15 protein-coding genes are annotated in these 13,826 nt (G+C 58.9%); 11 read left to right on the plus strand and 4 right to left on the minus strand.

Going from position 1 to position 13,826, the window contains the following annotated elements:
• Positions 1 to 71 precede the first annotated feature (71 nt).
• Positions 72 to 728 carry an alpha/beta hydrolase gene (locus KGB20_RS26500; protein WP_154860478.1) on the minus strand — a complete coding sequence of 219 codons (657 nt, stop codon included), beginning with the start codon at positions 726 to 728 and terminating at the stop codon, positions 72 to 74.
• Positions 729 to 1,197: 469 nt separating this feature from the next.
• Between KGB20_RS26500 and KGB20_RS26505 the strand changes: the two genes are divergently transcribed.
• The 9 genes from KGB20_RS26505 to KGB20_RS26545 all read left to right on the plus strand — a co-directional run bounded on the left by KGB20_RS26505 (position 1,198) and on the right by KGB20_RS26545 (position 9,551).
• Positions 1,198 to 2,229 (plus strand): amino acid ABC transporter substrate-binding protein, encoded by a 1,032-nt coding sequence (locus KGB20_RS26505; protein WP_008018591.1) that lies wholly within the window; start codon positions 1,198 to 1,200, stop codon positions 2,227 to 2,229.
• A 65-nt stretch (positions 2,230 to 2,294) separates the two neighbouring features.
• Complete coding sequence (locus KGB20_RS26510) at positions 2,295 to 3,476, plus strand: amino acid ABC transporter permease (protein ID WP_057713400.1); 1,182 nt, start codon at positions 2,295 to 2,297, stop codon at positions 3,474 to 3,476.
• A 10-nt stretch (positions 3,477 to 3,486) separates the two neighbouring features.
• Positions 3,487 to 4,584, plus strand: coding sequence for an amino acid ABC transporter permease (locus tag KGB20_RS26515; protein WP_057713401.1), 1,098 nt, complete (start codon positions 3,487 to 3,489; stop codon positions 4,582 to 4,584).
• A 28-nt stretch (positions 4,585 to 4,612) separates the two neighbouring features.
• Positions 4,613 to 5,377, plus strand: coding sequence for an amino acid ABC transporter ATP-binding protein (locus tag KGB20_RS26520; protein ID WP_007989979.1), 765 nt, complete (start codon positions 4,613 to 4,615; stop codon positions 5,375 to 5,377).
• 253 nt (positions 5,378 to 5,630) lie between these two features.
• Entirely contained in the window at positions 5,631 to 6,290 is a 660-nt protein-coding gene (locus tag KGB20_RS26525; protein WP_154860477.1) for a FadR/GntR family transcriptional regulator, read from the plus strand.
• Positions 6,280 to 7,584: a CynX/NimT family MFS transporter gene (locus KGB20_RS26530; protein ID WP_154860476.1), complete on the plus strand. Its 1,305-nt coding sequence runs from the start codon at positions 6,280 to 6,282 to the stop codon at positions 7,582 to 7,584. Before KGB20_RS26525 ends, KGB20_RS26530 begins: the two co-directional genes overlap by 11 nt.
• A 111-nt stretch (positions 7,585 to 7,695) precedes the next feature.
• Positions 7,696 to 8,166: a nuclear transport factor 2 family protein gene (locus KGB20_RS26535; protein WP_057713404.1), complete on the plus strand. Its 471-nt coding sequence runs from the start codon at positions 7,696 to 7,698 to the stop codon at positions 8,164 to 8,166.
• A 40-nt stretch (positions 8,167 to 8,206) separates the two neighbouring features.
• On the plus strand, positions 8,207 to 8,527 hold the full coding sequence (locus KGB20_RS26540) for a GIY-YIG nuclease family protein (protein ID WP_102671038.1): 321 nt from the start codon (positions 8,207 to 8,209) through the stop codon (positions 8,525 to 8,527).
• Positions 8,528 to 8,615: 88 nt separating this feature from the next.
• Entirely contained in the window at positions 8,616 to 9,551 is a 936-nt protein-coding gene (locus KGB20_RS26545) for a glutathione S-transferase family protein (RefSeq protein ID WP_150814310.1), read from the plus strand.
• A 99-nt stretch (positions 9,552 to 9,650) separates the two neighbouring features.
• Here KGB20_RS26545 and KGB20_RS26550 read toward each other — a convergent pair whose 3' ends face one another.
• Positions 9,651 to 10,001 (minus strand): glutaredoxin family protein, encoded by a 351-nt coding sequence (locus tag KGB20_RS26550; RefSeq protein WP_057713407.1) that lies wholly within the window; start codon positions 9,999 to 10,001, stop codon positions 9,651 to 9,653.
• The gene (gene yejK, locus KGB20_RS26555) at positions 10,001 to 11,005 is read right to left on the minus strand and encodes a nucleoid-associated protein YejK (protein WP_008018580.1); all 1,005 of its coding nucleotides are present in this window, start codon (positions 11,003 to 11,005) and stop codon (positions 10,001 to 10,003) included. Before yejK ends, KGB20_RS26550 begins: the two co-directional genes overlap by 1 nt.
• A 396-nt stretch (positions 11,006 to 11,401) precedes the next feature.
• Between yejK and KGB20_RS26560 the strand changes: the two genes are divergently transcribed.
• Entirely contained in the window at positions 11,402 to 11,683 is a 282-nt protein-coding gene (locus KGB20_RS26560) for an HU family DNA-binding protein (protein WP_007905514.1), read from the plus strand.
• 303 nt (positions 11,684 to 11,986) lie between these two features.
• Complete coding sequence (locus KGB20_RS26565; protein ID WP_150814313.1) at positions 11,987 to 12,421, plus strand: DUF3757 domain-containing protein; 435 nt, start codon at positions 11,987 to 11,989, stop codon at positions 12,419 to 12,421.
• A gap of 154 nt (positions 12,422 to 12,575) precedes the next feature.
• Here KGB20_RS26565 and rlmF read toward each other — a convergent pair whose 3' ends face one another.
• Positions 12,576 to 13,607: a 23S rRNA (adenine(1618)-N(6))-methyltransferase RlmF gene (rlmF, locus tag KGB20_RS26570; RefSeq protein WP_154860475.1), complete on the minus strand. Its 1,032-nt coding sequence runs from the start codon at positions 13,605 to 13,607 to the stop codon at positions 12,576 to 12,578.
• Positions 13,608 to 13,826 lie beyond the last annotated feature (219 nt).

A 13,826-nucleotide genomic window follows, 5' to 3' on the forward strand; every position in this document is an offset into this window, starting at 1 on the left:
CGGGCAGTGTAATGCAAGAATCGGGCGCGGCGTAGTGGGATGGATCAAAGGGCGCTTTTAAACAGAAATGCTTAACGCAAGCACTCGGCGAGCCAGACGCCGATGTCGCGAATTTCTTCGGGTAACACTTCGTGACCCATTGGGTATTCCTGCCATGTCACGGTGACACCACGCAGCTTCAAATGCTCGTAGGCGCTGCGCCCCATCGAGTTTTGCACCACATCGTCGTACTGGCCGTGCAGGCACAGCACTGGAATGCGCTGCTGGCTGGCGGACATTTCCAGTTGGTCACTGAAGGTCGGTGCATAAGTGGAGAGGGCGAGTACGCCACCCAGTGGTCCCTGCCATTTCAGAAACGCGGTGTGGAGCACCACCGCACCACCCTGTGAAAAACCTGCCAGGAAAATCCGCGAGGCGTCTATTCCGCTGGCCTTCTGCGTTTCGATCAGTTCGATGATCCAGTTGGCAGATTCTTCCAATTGCTCGCGGTTGATCGCGCGCGCGGGGCTCATGGCCAATATGTCGTACCAGCTCGGCATCTCGTATCCGCCATTGATGGTGACGGCGCGGCTCGGCGCCTGGGGCAAAACAACGCGGGTGCTCAACAGGGTTTCCTGCAGGGCTTCGGCCACTGGCAGGAAGTCGTAGCGATCGGCACCCAGGCCGTGCAGCCAGATAACGCAGGCATCTGCGGTCTTGACGGGTTCAAGAATCAAGGGGTTGGTCATGGCTGCTCCAAAATTGTGCGTGCGCTCTCATTGAGTGCTAAGGCTGAGTGCGTGTCTGGTTGATCAGTTACGAAGATGTCGCAAGGTTACAAGTTTTGCTATTGACCTGCAGCTGAACCGCTTCGGAGAGCAGTGTGGTACGGGCTTTGCTATGGCGAAGTCTGTATGAAAAATCCCACGCCTGTCGGTAACACTATCAGGCCAAGGTTATTAGTGGGATTGAAAAGAATCCGGTGATGGATGTTCGCCAAAGGCCGATATGGGGCTTCGCGAACGTGAAAGGGCTACAGCCCGTTCGGCCGACTGGTGAGAGTGAGTTTTCCATGACGTGGATTTTCTCCTACTAGACTCATAGCTAACGTCTTACGTCGGTTGACCCCCAAAACAAGCCAACACGGGTCGACTACGCCTCAAAAGGGTGCGACAGGACTCACGCTCCGACACAACAAGAGCAAAACTGGAGGTTTGAATGAAGATGTTGAAATCCACCCTGGCTATCGTGACTGCAGCCGCAGTACTCGGTGTCAGCGGGTTTGCCCAGGCGGGCGCAACCCTGGATGCAGTGATGAAGAAAGGTTTCGTGCAGTGTGGCGTCAGCGATGGCTTGCCAGGCTTCTCGGTTCCGGATTCCACCGGCAAGATCGTGGGTATCGATGCTGACTACTGCCGTGCAGTAGCGGCGGCAGTCTTCGGCGACGCGACCAAGGTCAAGTTCAGCCAGTTGAACGCCAAGGAGCGCTTCACCGCGCTGCAGTCCGGCGAAATCGACATTCTGTCGCGCAACACCACCATGACCAGCTCCCGTGACGCGGGCATGGGCCTGAAATTCCCGGGCTTCATTACCTACTACGACGGTATCGGCTTCCTGGTAAACAACAAGCTGGGCGTCAAGAGCGCCAAGGAACTGGACGGTGCAACCATCTGCATCCAGGCCGGTACCACTACCGAGCTGAACGTTTCCGACTACTTCCGCGGCAACGGCCTGAAGTACACCCCGATCACCTTCGACACCTCCGATGAAAGCGCCAAGTCGCTGGAATCCGGTCGTTGCGACGTTCTGACCTCCGACAAGTCCCAGCTGTTCGCCCAGCGCAGCAAGCTGGCTTCGCCGAAGGATTACGTGGTTCTGCCGGAAACCATTTCCAAGGAACCTCTGGGCCCGGTCGTGCGTAACGGCGACGACGAGTGGCTGGCCATCGTGCGCTGGACTGGCTACGCCATGCTCAACGCTGAAGAGGCCGGCATCACTTCGAAGAACGTCGAAGCCGAAGCCAAGGGCACCAAGAACCCTGACGTTGCCCGTCTGCTGGGTACCGACGGTGAATACGGCAAAGACCTGAAAGTGAAGAAAGACTGGGTCGTGCAGATCATCAAGCAAGTCGGCAACTACGGCGAAGTGTTCGAGAAAAACCTCGGCAAGAGCACTCCGCTGGAAATCGACCGCGGGCTGAACGCTCTGTGGAACGCTGGCGGCATTCAATACGCACCACCAGTGCGCTGATGGTTCTATCACCCGGTGGGCCAACCACCGGGTGATGTTCTGTTCCATTATTTCCGGGGCACTTCATGCAAAATTCAATCGGCGCACCAAAGCAGAGGCTCAGCCTCAGCGATCCACGCGTGCGTGCTTGGGTATTCCAGATCATCACGATTATCGCGGTGGTCTCGCTGGGCTGGTATCTGTTCGATAACACCCAGACCAACCTGCAACACCGGGGCATCACCTCCGGTTTCGACTTTCTGGAGCGCAGTGCCGGTTTCGGCATCGCTCAACACCTGATCGACTACACCGAAGCGGACACATACGCCCGGGTGTTTGTCATTGGTCTGCTCAACACCTTGCTGGTGACCTTCATCGGCGTGATCCTGGCGACGATCCTGGGTTTCATCGTGGGTGTGGCGCGGCTGTCGAAGAACTGGATCATCGCCAAGCTGGCGACGGTATATGTGGAAGTCTTCCGCAACATTCCGCCGCTGCTGCAGATCCTGTTCTGGTACTTCGCGGTGTTCCTGACCATGCCGGGGCCGCGCAACAGTCATAACTTCGGCGACACCTTCTTCGTCAGCAGCCGTGGCCTGAACATGCCGGCCGCGTTGATGGCGGACGGCTTCTGGCCGTTTATGACCAGTGTTGTAGTCGCCATCGTCGCCATCGTGCTGATGAGCCGCTGGGCCACCAAGCGCTTCGAAGCCACCGGTGTGCCGTTCCACAAGTTCTGGGTTGGCCTGGCGATGTTCCTGGTCATCCCTGCGCTGTGTGCGCTGATTTTCGGTGCACCGGTGCACTGGGAAATGCCGAAGCTGCAAGGCTTCAACTTCGTCGGCGGCTGGGTGTTGATCCCGGAACTGCTGGCGCTGACGCTGGCTTTGACCGTGTACACCGCGGCGTTCATCGCCGAGATCGTGCGCTCTGGCATCAAGTCGGTCAGCCACGGCCAGACCGAAGCGGCGCATTCCCTCGGCCTGCGCAACGGTCCGACCCTGCGCAAGGTGATCATCCCGCAAGCCCTGCGCGTGATCATCCCGCCGCTGACCAGCCAATACCTGAACCTGGCGAAGAACTCCTCGCTGGCGGCCGGTATCGGTTATCCGGAAATGGTCTCGCTGTTTGCCGGGACCGTGCTCAACCAGACCGGCCAGGCGATCGAGGTGATTGCCATCACCATGAGCGTGTACCTGGCGATCAGTATCAGCATTTCCCTGCTGATGAACTGGTACAACAAGCGCATTGCGCTGATCGAGCGGTAAGGAAAAGCGCATGAGTACTCATACTTTCAAACCCGACATGCCACCGCCGGCCAAGGTCTTCGGCCCGATGGCGTGGATGCGCGCGAACATGTTCTCCAGCTGGCTCAACACCCTGCTGACCCTGTTTGCGTTCTACCTCATCTACCTGGTGGTACCGCCGATCCTGCAGTGGGCGATCCTTGACGCCAACTGGGTCGGCACCAGCCAGGCCGACTGCACGAAGGAGGGCGCCTGCTGGGTGTTCATCCAACAGCGCTTCGGCCAGTTCATGTACGGCTACTACCCGCCGGTACTGCGCTGGCGCGTGGACCTGACGGTGTGGCTGGCGATTGTCGGCGTGGCGCCGTTGTTCATCTCGCGCTTTCACCATAAGGCGGTGTACGGGCTGAGCTTCCTGGTGCTGTACCCGATCATTGCCTGGTGTCTGCTGCATGGCGGCGTATTGGGTCTGGACGCCGTGGCGACCAGCCAGTGGGGTGGCCTGATGCTGACCCTGGTGATTGCCACCGTCGGCATCGCCGGTGCGTTGCCGCTGGGGATCGTCCTGGCGCTGGGCCGTCGTTCGAACATGCCGGCGATTCGCGTGGTCTGCGTGACCTTCATCGAGTTCTGGCGCGGCGTGCCGTTGATCACGGTGCTGTTCATGTCCTCGGTGATGCTGCCGTTGTTCCTGCCGGAAGGCATGAACTTCGACAAGCTGCTGCGGGCGCTGATCGGCGTGATCCTGTTCCAGTCGGCCTACGTGGCCGAAGTGGTGCGCGGTGGTCTGCAAGCAATTCCCAAGGGACAGTACGAAGCGGCGGCGGCGATGGGCCTGGGTTACTGGCGCAGCATGGGTCTGGTGATTCTGCCGCAGGCCCTGAAACTGGTGATCCCCGGCATCGTCAACACCTTCATTGCGCTGTTCAAGGATACGAGCCTGGTGATCATCATCGGCCTGTTCGACCTGCTCAACAGCGTCAAGCAAGCCGCCGCCGACCCGAAATGGCTGGGCATGGCCACCGAAGGCTATGTGTTCGCCGCCCTGGTGTTCTGGATTTTCTGTTTTGGTATGTCGCGCTATTCCATGCATCTGGAACGCAAGCTCGACACTGGCCACAAGCGCTAAGTCGCTACCTAATTTAGGAAGTTTTGTGATGAGCGAAGCAATCAAACAGCCTGTGAGCCCTGAAGGCATTATTCAGATGCAGGGCGTGAACAAGTGGTACGGTCAGTTTCACGTACTCAAGGACATCAACCTCAACGTCAAGCAGGGCGAGCGTATCGTGCTGTGCGGCCCGTCGGGTTCCGGAAAATCCACCACCATCCGCTGCCTCAACCGCCTGGAAGAGCACCAGCAGGGCCGCATCGTGGTCGATGGCGTGGAGCTGACCAACGACCTCAAGCAGATCGAAGCGATCCGCCGTGAAGTCGGCATGGTGTTCCAGCACTTCAACCTGTTCCCGCACCTGACCATCTTGCAGAACTGCACCCTGGCGCCGATGTGGGTGCGCAAGATGCCCAAGCGCAAGGCCGAGGAAATTGCCATGCACTACCTGGAACGCGTACGCATTCCGGAGCAGGCGCACAAGTACCCGGGGCAACTGTCCGGCGGTCAGCAACAGCGTGTGGCGATCGCTCGCGCGCTGTGCATGAAGCCGAAGATCATGCTGTTCGACGAACCGACCTCGGCACTCGATCCGGAGATGGTGAAAGAGGTGCTGGACACCATGATCGGCCTGGCCGAAGACGGCATGACCATGCTCTGCGTGACCCATGAAATGGGCTTCGCGCGTACCGTGGCCAACCGCGTGATCTTCATGGACAAGGGCGAAATCGTCGAACAGGCTGCGCCGAACGACTTCTTCGACAAGCCGCAGAACGAGCGCACCAAGCTGTTCCTGAGCCAGATCCTGCATTGATCAACCCCAGGCACTGAAATAAACCCGGACTGAGTTCCGGGTTTATTTTTGCCTGCGGAAAACTCATACCCCTGTAGGAGCGAGCTTGCTCGCGATGGACTGGAGAGCGCCGCGGGGTACCTGCCAACCAGCGTTATCGTTGACGACCATCGCGAGCAAGCTCGCTCCTACAAGGGGGGCTGTTGCCGTTCTGGGATATGTTGACTAACATGTCAGAAAATTCATCCTATGATTGGATGAAAGGGCGAATTCCATGTCAGAAATTTCTCCGTTAGTGAAACGATCCCTGGTCGATCAGGCCCTGGATCAGTTGCGCCTGCGCATCAACCAGGGCACTTGGGTCGTGGGCCAGCGCTTGCCCACCGAGCCTGAGTTGTCCGCCGAGCTGGGCATCAGTCGCAACACCGTGCGCGAAGCCATGCGCGTGTTGGCGTTTTCCGGGTTGATCGAAATCCGTCAGGGCGACGGCAGTTACCTGCGGGCGGTGGTCGATCCGCTCGATACTTTGAAGGCGCTGTCCCGTTGTTCTCTTGAGCAGGCCCGGGAAACCCGGCACATCCTCGAAGTCGAGGCCATTGGCCTGGCGGCAGTGCGCCGAACCGATGAAGACCTGGTGGCATTGCACGAGGCCCTGAGTGTCAGCGGCAGCCACTATCACGGCGATCTCGACACCTACATCGCCTGCGACCTGGTGTTTCACCGCCGGTTGGTAGACGCCGCACACAACCCGACCCTCAGCGAGTTGTATCGCTATTTCTCCAGCGTCGTCGGCGCCCAATTGCGCCAGATCCTGAACATCGTCCCGCGCCGTCAGGAAGTGTTCGACCTGCACATCGCGTTGCTCGATGCCGTCGAGCAACGCGACCCGGAACGAGCCAAAGCCCTGTCGAGGCAGTTGATCAATGAACCTTGAAACCGAGAAGTCCATGCACCGCAGTGAGTTATCCACAGCCCCCAAACGTTCGGCCGAGCTGGAAGAGTTGCTGATCGATGCCGAGGCCGATGACGAACAGGTCCAGCAAGCTCACCCGGTTCTGCACCGGCCCTGGCTGTTGCTACTGGGCCTGATTCTGGTGGCGCTGAACCTGCGTCCGGCGCTGTCGAGCATGGCGCCGATGCTCAGCGAGGTCTCGAAGTCCCTTGGCTTGTCGGCGTCCGCGGCGGGGTTGCTGACCACGTTGCCGGTGCTTTGCCTTGGCCTGTTTGCGCCGTTGGCACCCGTGCTGGCGCGGCGATTTGGTGCGGAGCGGGTGGTGCTGGGCATTCTTCTGACCTTGGCGGGCGGGATCATCCTGCGCAGTTCGTTCGGTGAAATCGGTCTGTTTGCCGGCAGTGTGCTGGCCGGTGCCAGCATCGGCGTGATTGGCGTGTTGCTGCCGGGCATCGTCAAGCGCGACTTCCCGAAACAGGCCGGGACCATGACCGGTGTCTACACCATGGCCCTGTGCCTGGGCGCGGCGATGGCGGCGGGTGCGACCGTGCCGCTGAGTGAACACTTCGACAAAAATTGGGCGATAGGCCTCGGCTTCTGGGTCATTCCGGCATTAGCGGCCGCGCTGTTCTGGTTGCCGCAAGTCGGCCAGAAACACGGCGCGCACAACGTCGCCTACCGGGTTCGCGGATTGCTGCGCGATCCGCTGGCCTGGCAAGTGACCTTGTACATGGGCCTGCAATCGTCCCTGGCCTACATCGTGTTCGGCTGGTTGCCGTCGATCCTGATCGGGCGCGGCCTGACTCCGACCCAGGCCGGTCTGGTGCTGTCGGGTTCGGTGATCGTTCAACTGGTCAGCTCCCTCGCCGCGCCATGGCTGGCGACGCGCGGCAAGGATCAGCGCCTGGCGATTGTGATCGTGATGGCCCTGACCCTCGGCGGTCTGTTCGGTTGCCTTTACGCCCCGATTGAAGGTCTGTGGGGCTGGGCGATCGTGCTGGGGTTGGGGCAGGGCGCCACGTTCAGCCTGGCATTGACCCTGATCGTGCTGCGCTCGCGGGACTCCCACGTTGCGGCGAACCTGTCGAGCATGGCCCAGGGCTTCGGTTACACCCTGGCGTCCATGGGACCGTTCGCGGTCGGCATCGTGCATGACTGGACCGGCGGCTGGACGGCCGTGGGCTGGATCTTCGGTGTCATCGGCCTTGGTGCGATCCTCGCCGGCCTGGGGGCCGGACGTGCGTTGTACGTGCAGGTCGAAAGCGAAAAGGTCTGATTCCCGCACACTGTCGGTATTCGTCTTGCGAATGCCGATAGTGTTCGACCCGTTTGCAGACTATCGTGCAGGCAATCTTTCGATACCCATTGCACAACAGGGAGTCTGCCCATGAGTGAAGTCCACAGCGCCTTGATCACCCGTTTCTACCAGGCCTTCCAGCGTCTCGACGGTGAGGCGATGGCTGCCTGCTACACCGATGACGTGGTGTTCAGTGACCCGGCGTTCGGCGAGCTTCGTGGTCGTGATGCTGGCGATATGTGGTGCATGCTCACCACCCGCGCCAAGGATTTCTCCCTGACCTTCGATCATGTCCGTGCCGATGATCGTATCGGTAGCGCCCATTGGGTCGCGACCTATCTGTTCAGCCAGACTGGCAATACCGTGGTCAATGACATCCAGGCACGCTTTGTCTTTCGCGATGGCAAGATCTGCGAGCATCACGACAGTTTCGACCTGTGGACATGGTCACGTCAGGCCCTGGGTTTCAAAGGCCTGCTGCTGGGCTGGACGCCACTTGTTCGCAACGCCGTTCGCTCACAGGCCCTGAAGGGGCTGAAGGCATTCCAGGCCAGTCGCTGATAAGATCGCGGCTTGTTTTCCTTCAAGCCCTGATCGTTACGTGACCACCCTCAGCGAAAGCCCTGTCGACGCCGACACCCCCGCGAGCAAAACCTGGTTCGTCTACCTCGTTCGCGCGGCCAACGGTTCGCTCTATTGTGGGATCAGCGATGATCCCGTACGTCGCTTCGCCAAGCATCAAAGCGGCAAGGGCGCGCGATTCTTTCTTTCCAGCCCGGCCATGGCCCTGGTCTACACCGAACGCTGTCGCGACAAAAGCGATGCATTGCGTCAGGAGCGGCTGATCAAGAAACTCAAGAAGAGCGCCAAGGAATGCCTGGTGGCGAGCGCAGCGAGCGCCGCCCCTGGCTTATCACTCTGACTGATCGGTTCCCATCAGGCAGATCTGTAGGCTGCCAGGTGATTGCGCGCTAAGCTGCGGACTCCTGATCCTTGCGGCGGAGCCGAGCATGTCCGAGTTGATTCTGCATCATTACCCGACGTCCCCCTTTGCCGAGAAGGCCCGCCTGTTGCTGGGCTTCAAGGGCTTGTCCTGGCGCTCGGTGAAGATCTCGCCAGTGATGCCAAAACCGGATCTCACGGCGTTGACCGGTGGCTACCGCAAGACACCGGTGTTGCAGGTCGGTGCCGATATCTATTGCGACACGGCATTGATTGCCCGGCGACTGGAGCAGGAAAAGGCCTTGCCGGCGTTCTTCCCGGAAGGTCAGGAAATGATCGTCGCGTCCTTTGCCGCCTGGGCTGATTCGGTGGTGTTCCAGCATGCGGTGAGCCTGGTGTTCCAGCCGGAATCGATTGCCGTGCGTTTCGGTAATTTACCGCAGGAAGCGATCAAGGCGTTCCTGGCCGACCGCGCCGGTTTGTTCAGTGGTGGTAGCGCGACAAAACTGTCTACCGAACAGGCGAAGCACCAGTGGCCGACGATCATGTCGCGTCTGGAGCTGCAGTTGCAGCGCGAGGAGGGTGACTACCTGTTTGGCGAGCCGTCGATTGCCGACTTCGCCCTGGCTCATTGCCTCTGGTTCCTCAAGGCCACGCCGGTGACGGCTCCGCTGGTCGAAGCTTATCCGGCAGTCAATGCATGGCATACGCGGGTGTTGGGCTTCGGTCATGGCGCATCCAGCGAGATGAGTTCCGAGGAGGCTTTGGCAGTGGCGCGCACGTCCACGCCAGCGGCTTTGCCGGATGAGCAATTCGTCGATCCCAACGGGTTCACGGTGGGTCAGCAGGTGGTCATCGCGGCCACAGACTATGGTGTTGATCCGGTCGCGGGAGAGCTGCTGTTTGCCGGCCGCGAAGAACTGATTGTACGGCGCGAGGACGAGCGCGGCGGTGTGGTGCATGTGCACTTCCCGCGGTTCGGTTTCCGGATAGAAGCCTGCTGAAAAAACTTTGTGGGAGCGAGCTTGCTCGCGATGGCGGACTGACATTCGACAAAATTGTTGGCTGTGTTGGCCTCATCGCGAGCAAGCTCGCTCCCACAGTTACTTCAACGCTGCCAGAATCGCATCCGGGTCATACCCGCGAATCAGCGTCCCGTTCACATCGATGATCGGAATGCCCCCACCGCCCAGCGCCTGATAGTCCTCGCGCGCGGCAGCATCCTTCTCGATGTCGAACTCCTTGTACGCAATGCCTTTCTGATCGAGGAAGCGCCGGGTCAGCTTGCAGTAACCACACCATTCGGTGGCGTAGAGCACAACGTTGGCCTTGGCCTGCGTCTGCGCCGACACCACTTGCGATGGATTGAACACCCGCTCGATCTTGCCCCAGTTCTGATAGGCCACGACCACCAGCAGGATCAGCAGGAATTTCTTCAGCACGCCGCCGAGCATCAGTTGCGACGCTTCAGCTGATCGGTGAGTGAAGTGGGCAGGCCCTTGATGATCAACGTGCCGGCTTCCTCGTCGTACTCGATCTTCGAGCCCAGCAGGTGTGCTTCGAAACTGATCGACAGGCCTTCGGCGCGACCAGTGAATCGGCGGAACTGGTTCAGGGTGCGTTTATCGGCCGGGATTTCCGGCGAGAGGCCGTAATCCTTGTTGCGGATGTGATCGTAGAAAGCCTTCGGGCGTTCTTCGTCGATCAGCCCCGACAACTCTTCCAGGCCCATCGGCTCACCGAGCTTGGCCTGGCTACTGGCGTAATCCACCAGGGTCTTGGTCTTCTCGCGGGCGTCGTCTTCCGGCAGGTCTTCGCTTTCAACGAAATCACTGAAGGCCTTGAGCAGGGTGCGGGTTTCACCCGGACCGTCGACGCCTTCCTGGCAGCCAATGAAGTCGCGGAAGTACTCCGAAACCTTTTTGCCGTTCTTGCCTTTGATGAACGAAATGTACTGCTTGGACTGTTTGTTGTTCTGCCACTCGGAAACGTTGATCCGCGCCGCCAGGTGCAACTGGCCAAGGTCGAGGTGGCGGGATGGGGTCACGTCCAGTTCGTCGGTTACGGCCACACCTTCACTGTGGTGCAGCAGGGCAATGGCCAGGTAGTCGGTCATGCCTTGCTGATAGTGTGCGAACAGCACGTGGCCGCCGACCGACAGGTTCGATTCCTCCATCAGTTTCTGCAGATGCTCGACCGCCACGCGGCTGAACGCAGTGAAATCCTGACCGCCCTCGAGGTACTCCTTCAGCCAGCCGCTGAACGGGAACGCGCCGGATTCCGGATGGAACAGGCCCCAGGCTTTACCCTGTTTGGCGTTATAGCTTTCGTTGAGGTCGGCGAGCATGTTCTCGATGGCCGCAGACTCAGCCAGTTCAGAGTCGCGGGCGTGGAGAACTGCAGGTGTGCCGTCGGGTTTTTTGTCGATCAGGTGGACGATGCAATGACGGATCGGCATGGGCTTCTCGGCTGAATGAAGAGAGGAGGGCGCGCTCCCCCGAAAAAGCGCCCAGTGTACCGCAACCACTGGTTTTGGCGCGGTGCGAAGGCCAATTCCCGGGCGACCGGCGGCGCTTATGCGATTTTTTCCCGATTTAGAGCAATAAAGCTGACCAAATGGGTAGCTGGAGGCGGATATTTCCCCGTCTCTGTGCTAGTTTTGCCCGGTCTTGCGCGAAGTCACTGCGTTAAGCCTGCAGTCAGCTTTTGTCAGGTCGAACCAAACCCTGATTTCGGTATCTATAACCCCGATCCCGAGGTTATTTCGCCGAGGGTGCCAGATCCAGAAGATCGGGCTCGATGGCTGACATTGCACTCTGCAATCCATATGAATTTGATAGGGAAGGAACACTACATGGCTCTTACTAAAGACCAACTGATCGCCGACATCGCTGAAGCTATCGACGCGCCGAAAACCACCGCGCGTAACGCTCTGGACCAACTGGGCCAAATCGTTGCCGATCAGCTGGAAAACGGCGGCGAAATCACTCTGCCGGGTATCGGCAAGCTGAAAGTGACTGAGCGCCCTGCCCGTACTGGCCGTAACCCTTCGACTGGCGCTGCCATCGAAATCGCTGCCAAGAAAGTGATCAAGCTGGTTGTGGCCAAAGGCCTGACCGACGCTGTTAACAAGTAAGACTTGTTAAAAAAAACCGTGCACCGGAGCGATCCGGGCACGGTTTTTTTGTGGGCGCTGTAACGGTTTACGCAAAGTAAATTGTTGGAATAATCCCTTTGTTTGAAAGCAGTTGTTACCCGCGCACCTGATAGGGATAGCCGTTTCCGCTGAATAGCACATTTCTCTCTGTATAAAACGAACGTTCCTACAGAACTGATAGTTGAGTGTGCGCCTTGGGTCGGTAGTATCAATAAGGCGTAGCGCTTGGCTTCGCGTAATAAGCTAAACCAAATTTCAGTTGTTGGTTACAGGGACGTTTTTATGAAAGTTAAACAGTTGTTGATGTGCGTATCGTTTCTGGTGTCCGGCCAGGCTTTGGCAAATGTTACCGAGTACTGCCCGAGTCCTTCTGACATCAAGGAGTTGGCAGCCGGTATCTATAAAGCCCCGACAGCAAGTGGCGACGGAGAATGGTACGGCGTTTCGCAAACCGGGCGTGGGCCAATAGGCGAGTTCGAGTTGGCGATATTCGCGCCTCGCGTAGCAGCCGAGAGAGGCACTGTTGCCGGTGAGATTCTGCGTTGTGGTTACAAACTGCAAAATGGAGGCGATCTGGATATGAGGTACAAGCGAGAGGGAACTATTGTAAGTATTGATACCAGTGGACCATGGGAGCAATGGTATGGTCAGTATTACTGCGAAAGCAAAGAGGCGCGAGCTTGTGCGTTCACAGAGAATGTTCGTACAAAACGTTAAAGCGAAGATATCCAAACTTTCCTGTTATCGAAGTTGCAGGAAAGTTGTCAGGCAGTTGGTGGTTACAGATCTGAGCGTCACTGTTAATCGCTAGGTCTGTTAAAAGCCGTGTACAGGAGTCATCCGGGCACGGCTTTTTTGTGCGTCTGGCTTTTTACTCGGCTGTAGCTTTCGACCATCGTGCCTGACGCCAGGCCTGTTGCTGCGCTTTGGTCTGGAAGGTCCAGGCGACGAAGCGGCTCTGCTTTTGGCCTTGGCCCATTTCGACCACTTGGCTGTCCAAAGCACCGACCTTTTTCAAGGCGGTCTGGATCGCCGGCAGGTTCGACGCCTTCGACACCAGTGTGCTGAACCACAGCACTTGTTGCGCCACTTGTACGCTCTCGCTGACCAGTTGCGTGACGAAGCGCACCTCCCCACCTTCACACCATAATTCCGCTGCTTGCCCGCCGAAGTTTAACACCGGCAGCTTGCGCTTCGGATCGGCTTTGCCCAGGGCGCGCCATTTGCGTGTGCTGCCCCGTGTGGCCTCGTCCAGCGAGGCATGGAACGGCGGATTGCACATCGTCAGGTCAAAGCGCTCTGCGCTCTCCAGCAGGCCAGTGAGGATCTGCTTGGGGTTGTTCTGCTGACGTACCTGGATCGCTTTGTTCAGGCCATTGGATTGAATGATGGCCTTCGCCGCGGCGATGGCGGTCGCATCGATATCGGAACCGAGGAACTGCCAGCGATAGTCGCTGTAACCGATCAGCGGATACACGCAGTTGGCGCCCATGCCGATGTCCAGCACCTTCACGGCGGCGCCACGGGGGATCACACCGTCATTGCCACTGGCCAGCAGGTCGGCGAGGAAGTGCACGTAATCGGCGCGGCCGGGCACCGGTGGGCACAGGTAGTCGGCCGGAATGTCCCAGTGAGCGATGCCATAGAACGATTTGAGCAGCGCCCGGTTGAACACCCGCACGGCTTCAGGGCTGGCGAAGTCGATGCTTTCCTTGCCGTACGGATTGATGATCACGAATTTCTTCAATTCCGGAGCGCTTTTGATCAGCGTCGGAAAGTCGTAGCGACCCTGATGGCGATTGCGCGGGTGCAGGCTGGCCTTTTCCTTCGGGGCGACGGCCGTGGCCGGAGTCTTCGGGGCAGGCTTTTTGCGCGCAGGCTTGGGGGAGCGGGGGGCGGTCATGGCGGTGGTCGATTCGGGTATGGCTAAAAGTGGCGGGCATTGTCCCACATCTGTGGGGCAACACCGATCAAATGTGGGAGCGGGCTTGCTCGCGAAAGCGGACTTTCAGTCGATATTTATATCGAGTGTTATGGCCTCTTCGCGAGCAAGCCCGCTCCCACAGGAGATCTTCATTGGATGTAAGAAAGTGACAGGCATAAAAAAGGGAGGCCGCATGGG

Origin of the sequence: Pseudomonas sp. BF-R-30 (assembly GCF_019956175.1) — a bacterium.
In the GTDB taxonomy this organism is placed as follows: Bacteria; Pseudomonadota; Gammaproteobacteria; order Pseudomonadales; family Pseudomonadaceae; genus Aquipseudomonas; species Aquipseudomonas jessenii.

Bases quoted from the DNA above. Each gene is read 5' to 3' on its own strand.
- KGB20_RS26520 (WP_007989979.1), top strand. From the start codon at position 4,613: ATGAGCGAAGCAATCAAACAGCCTGTGAGCCCTGAAGGCATTATTCAG.
- rlmF (WP_154860475.1), bottom strand. From the start codon at position 13,607: ATGACCGCCCCCCGCTCCCCCAAGCCTGCGCGCAAAAAGCCTGCCCCG.
- KGB20_RS26550 (WP_057713407.1), bottom strand. From the start codon at position 10,001: ATGCTCGGCGGCGTGCTGAAGAAATTCCTGCTGATCCTGCTGGTGGTC.
- yejK (WP_008018580.1), bottom strand. From the start codon at position 11,005: ATGCCGATCCGTCATTGCATCGTCCACCTGATCGACAAAAAACCCGAC.
- KGB20_RS26510 (WP_057713400.1), top strand. From the start codon at position 2,295: ATGCAAAATTCAATCGGCGCACCAAAGCAGAGGCTCAGCCTCAGCGAT.
- KGB20_RS26500 (WP_154860478.1), bottom strand. From the start codon at position 728: ATGACCAACCCCTTGATTCTTGAACCCGTCAAGACCGCAGATGCCTGC.
- KGB20_RS26565 (WP_150814313.1), top strand. From the start codon at position 11,987: ATGAAAGTTAAACAGTTGTTGATGTGCGTATCGTTTCTGGTGTCCGGC.
- KGB20_RS26515 (WP_057713401.1), top strand. From the start codon at position 3,487: ATGAGTACTCATACTTTCAAACCCGACATGCCACCGCCGGCCAAGGTC.
- KGB20_RS26535 (WP_057713404.1), top strand. From the start codon at position 7,696: ATGAGTGAAGTCCACAGCGCCTTGATCACCCGTTTCTACCAGGCCTTC.
- KGB20_RS26525 (WP_154860477.1), top strand. From the start codon at position 5,631: ATGTCAGAAATTTCTCCGTTAGTGAAACGATCCCTGGTCGATCAGGCC.
- KGB20_RS26545 (WP_150814310.1), top strand. From the start codon at position 8,616: ATGTCCGAGTTGATTCTGCATCATTACCCGACGTCCCCCTTTGCCGAG.
- KGB20_RS26505 (WP_008018591.1), top strand. From the start codon at position 1,198: ATGAAGATGTTGAAATCCACCCTGGCTATCGTGACTGCAGCCGCAGTA.
- KGB20_RS26530 (WP_154860476.1), top strand. From the start codon at position 6,280: ATGAACCTTGAAACCGAGAAGTCCATGCACCGCAGTGAGTTATCCACA.
- KGB20_RS26560 (WP_007905514.1), top strand. From the start codon at position 11,402: ATGGCTCTTACTAAAGACCAACTGATCGCCGACATCGCTGAAGCTATC.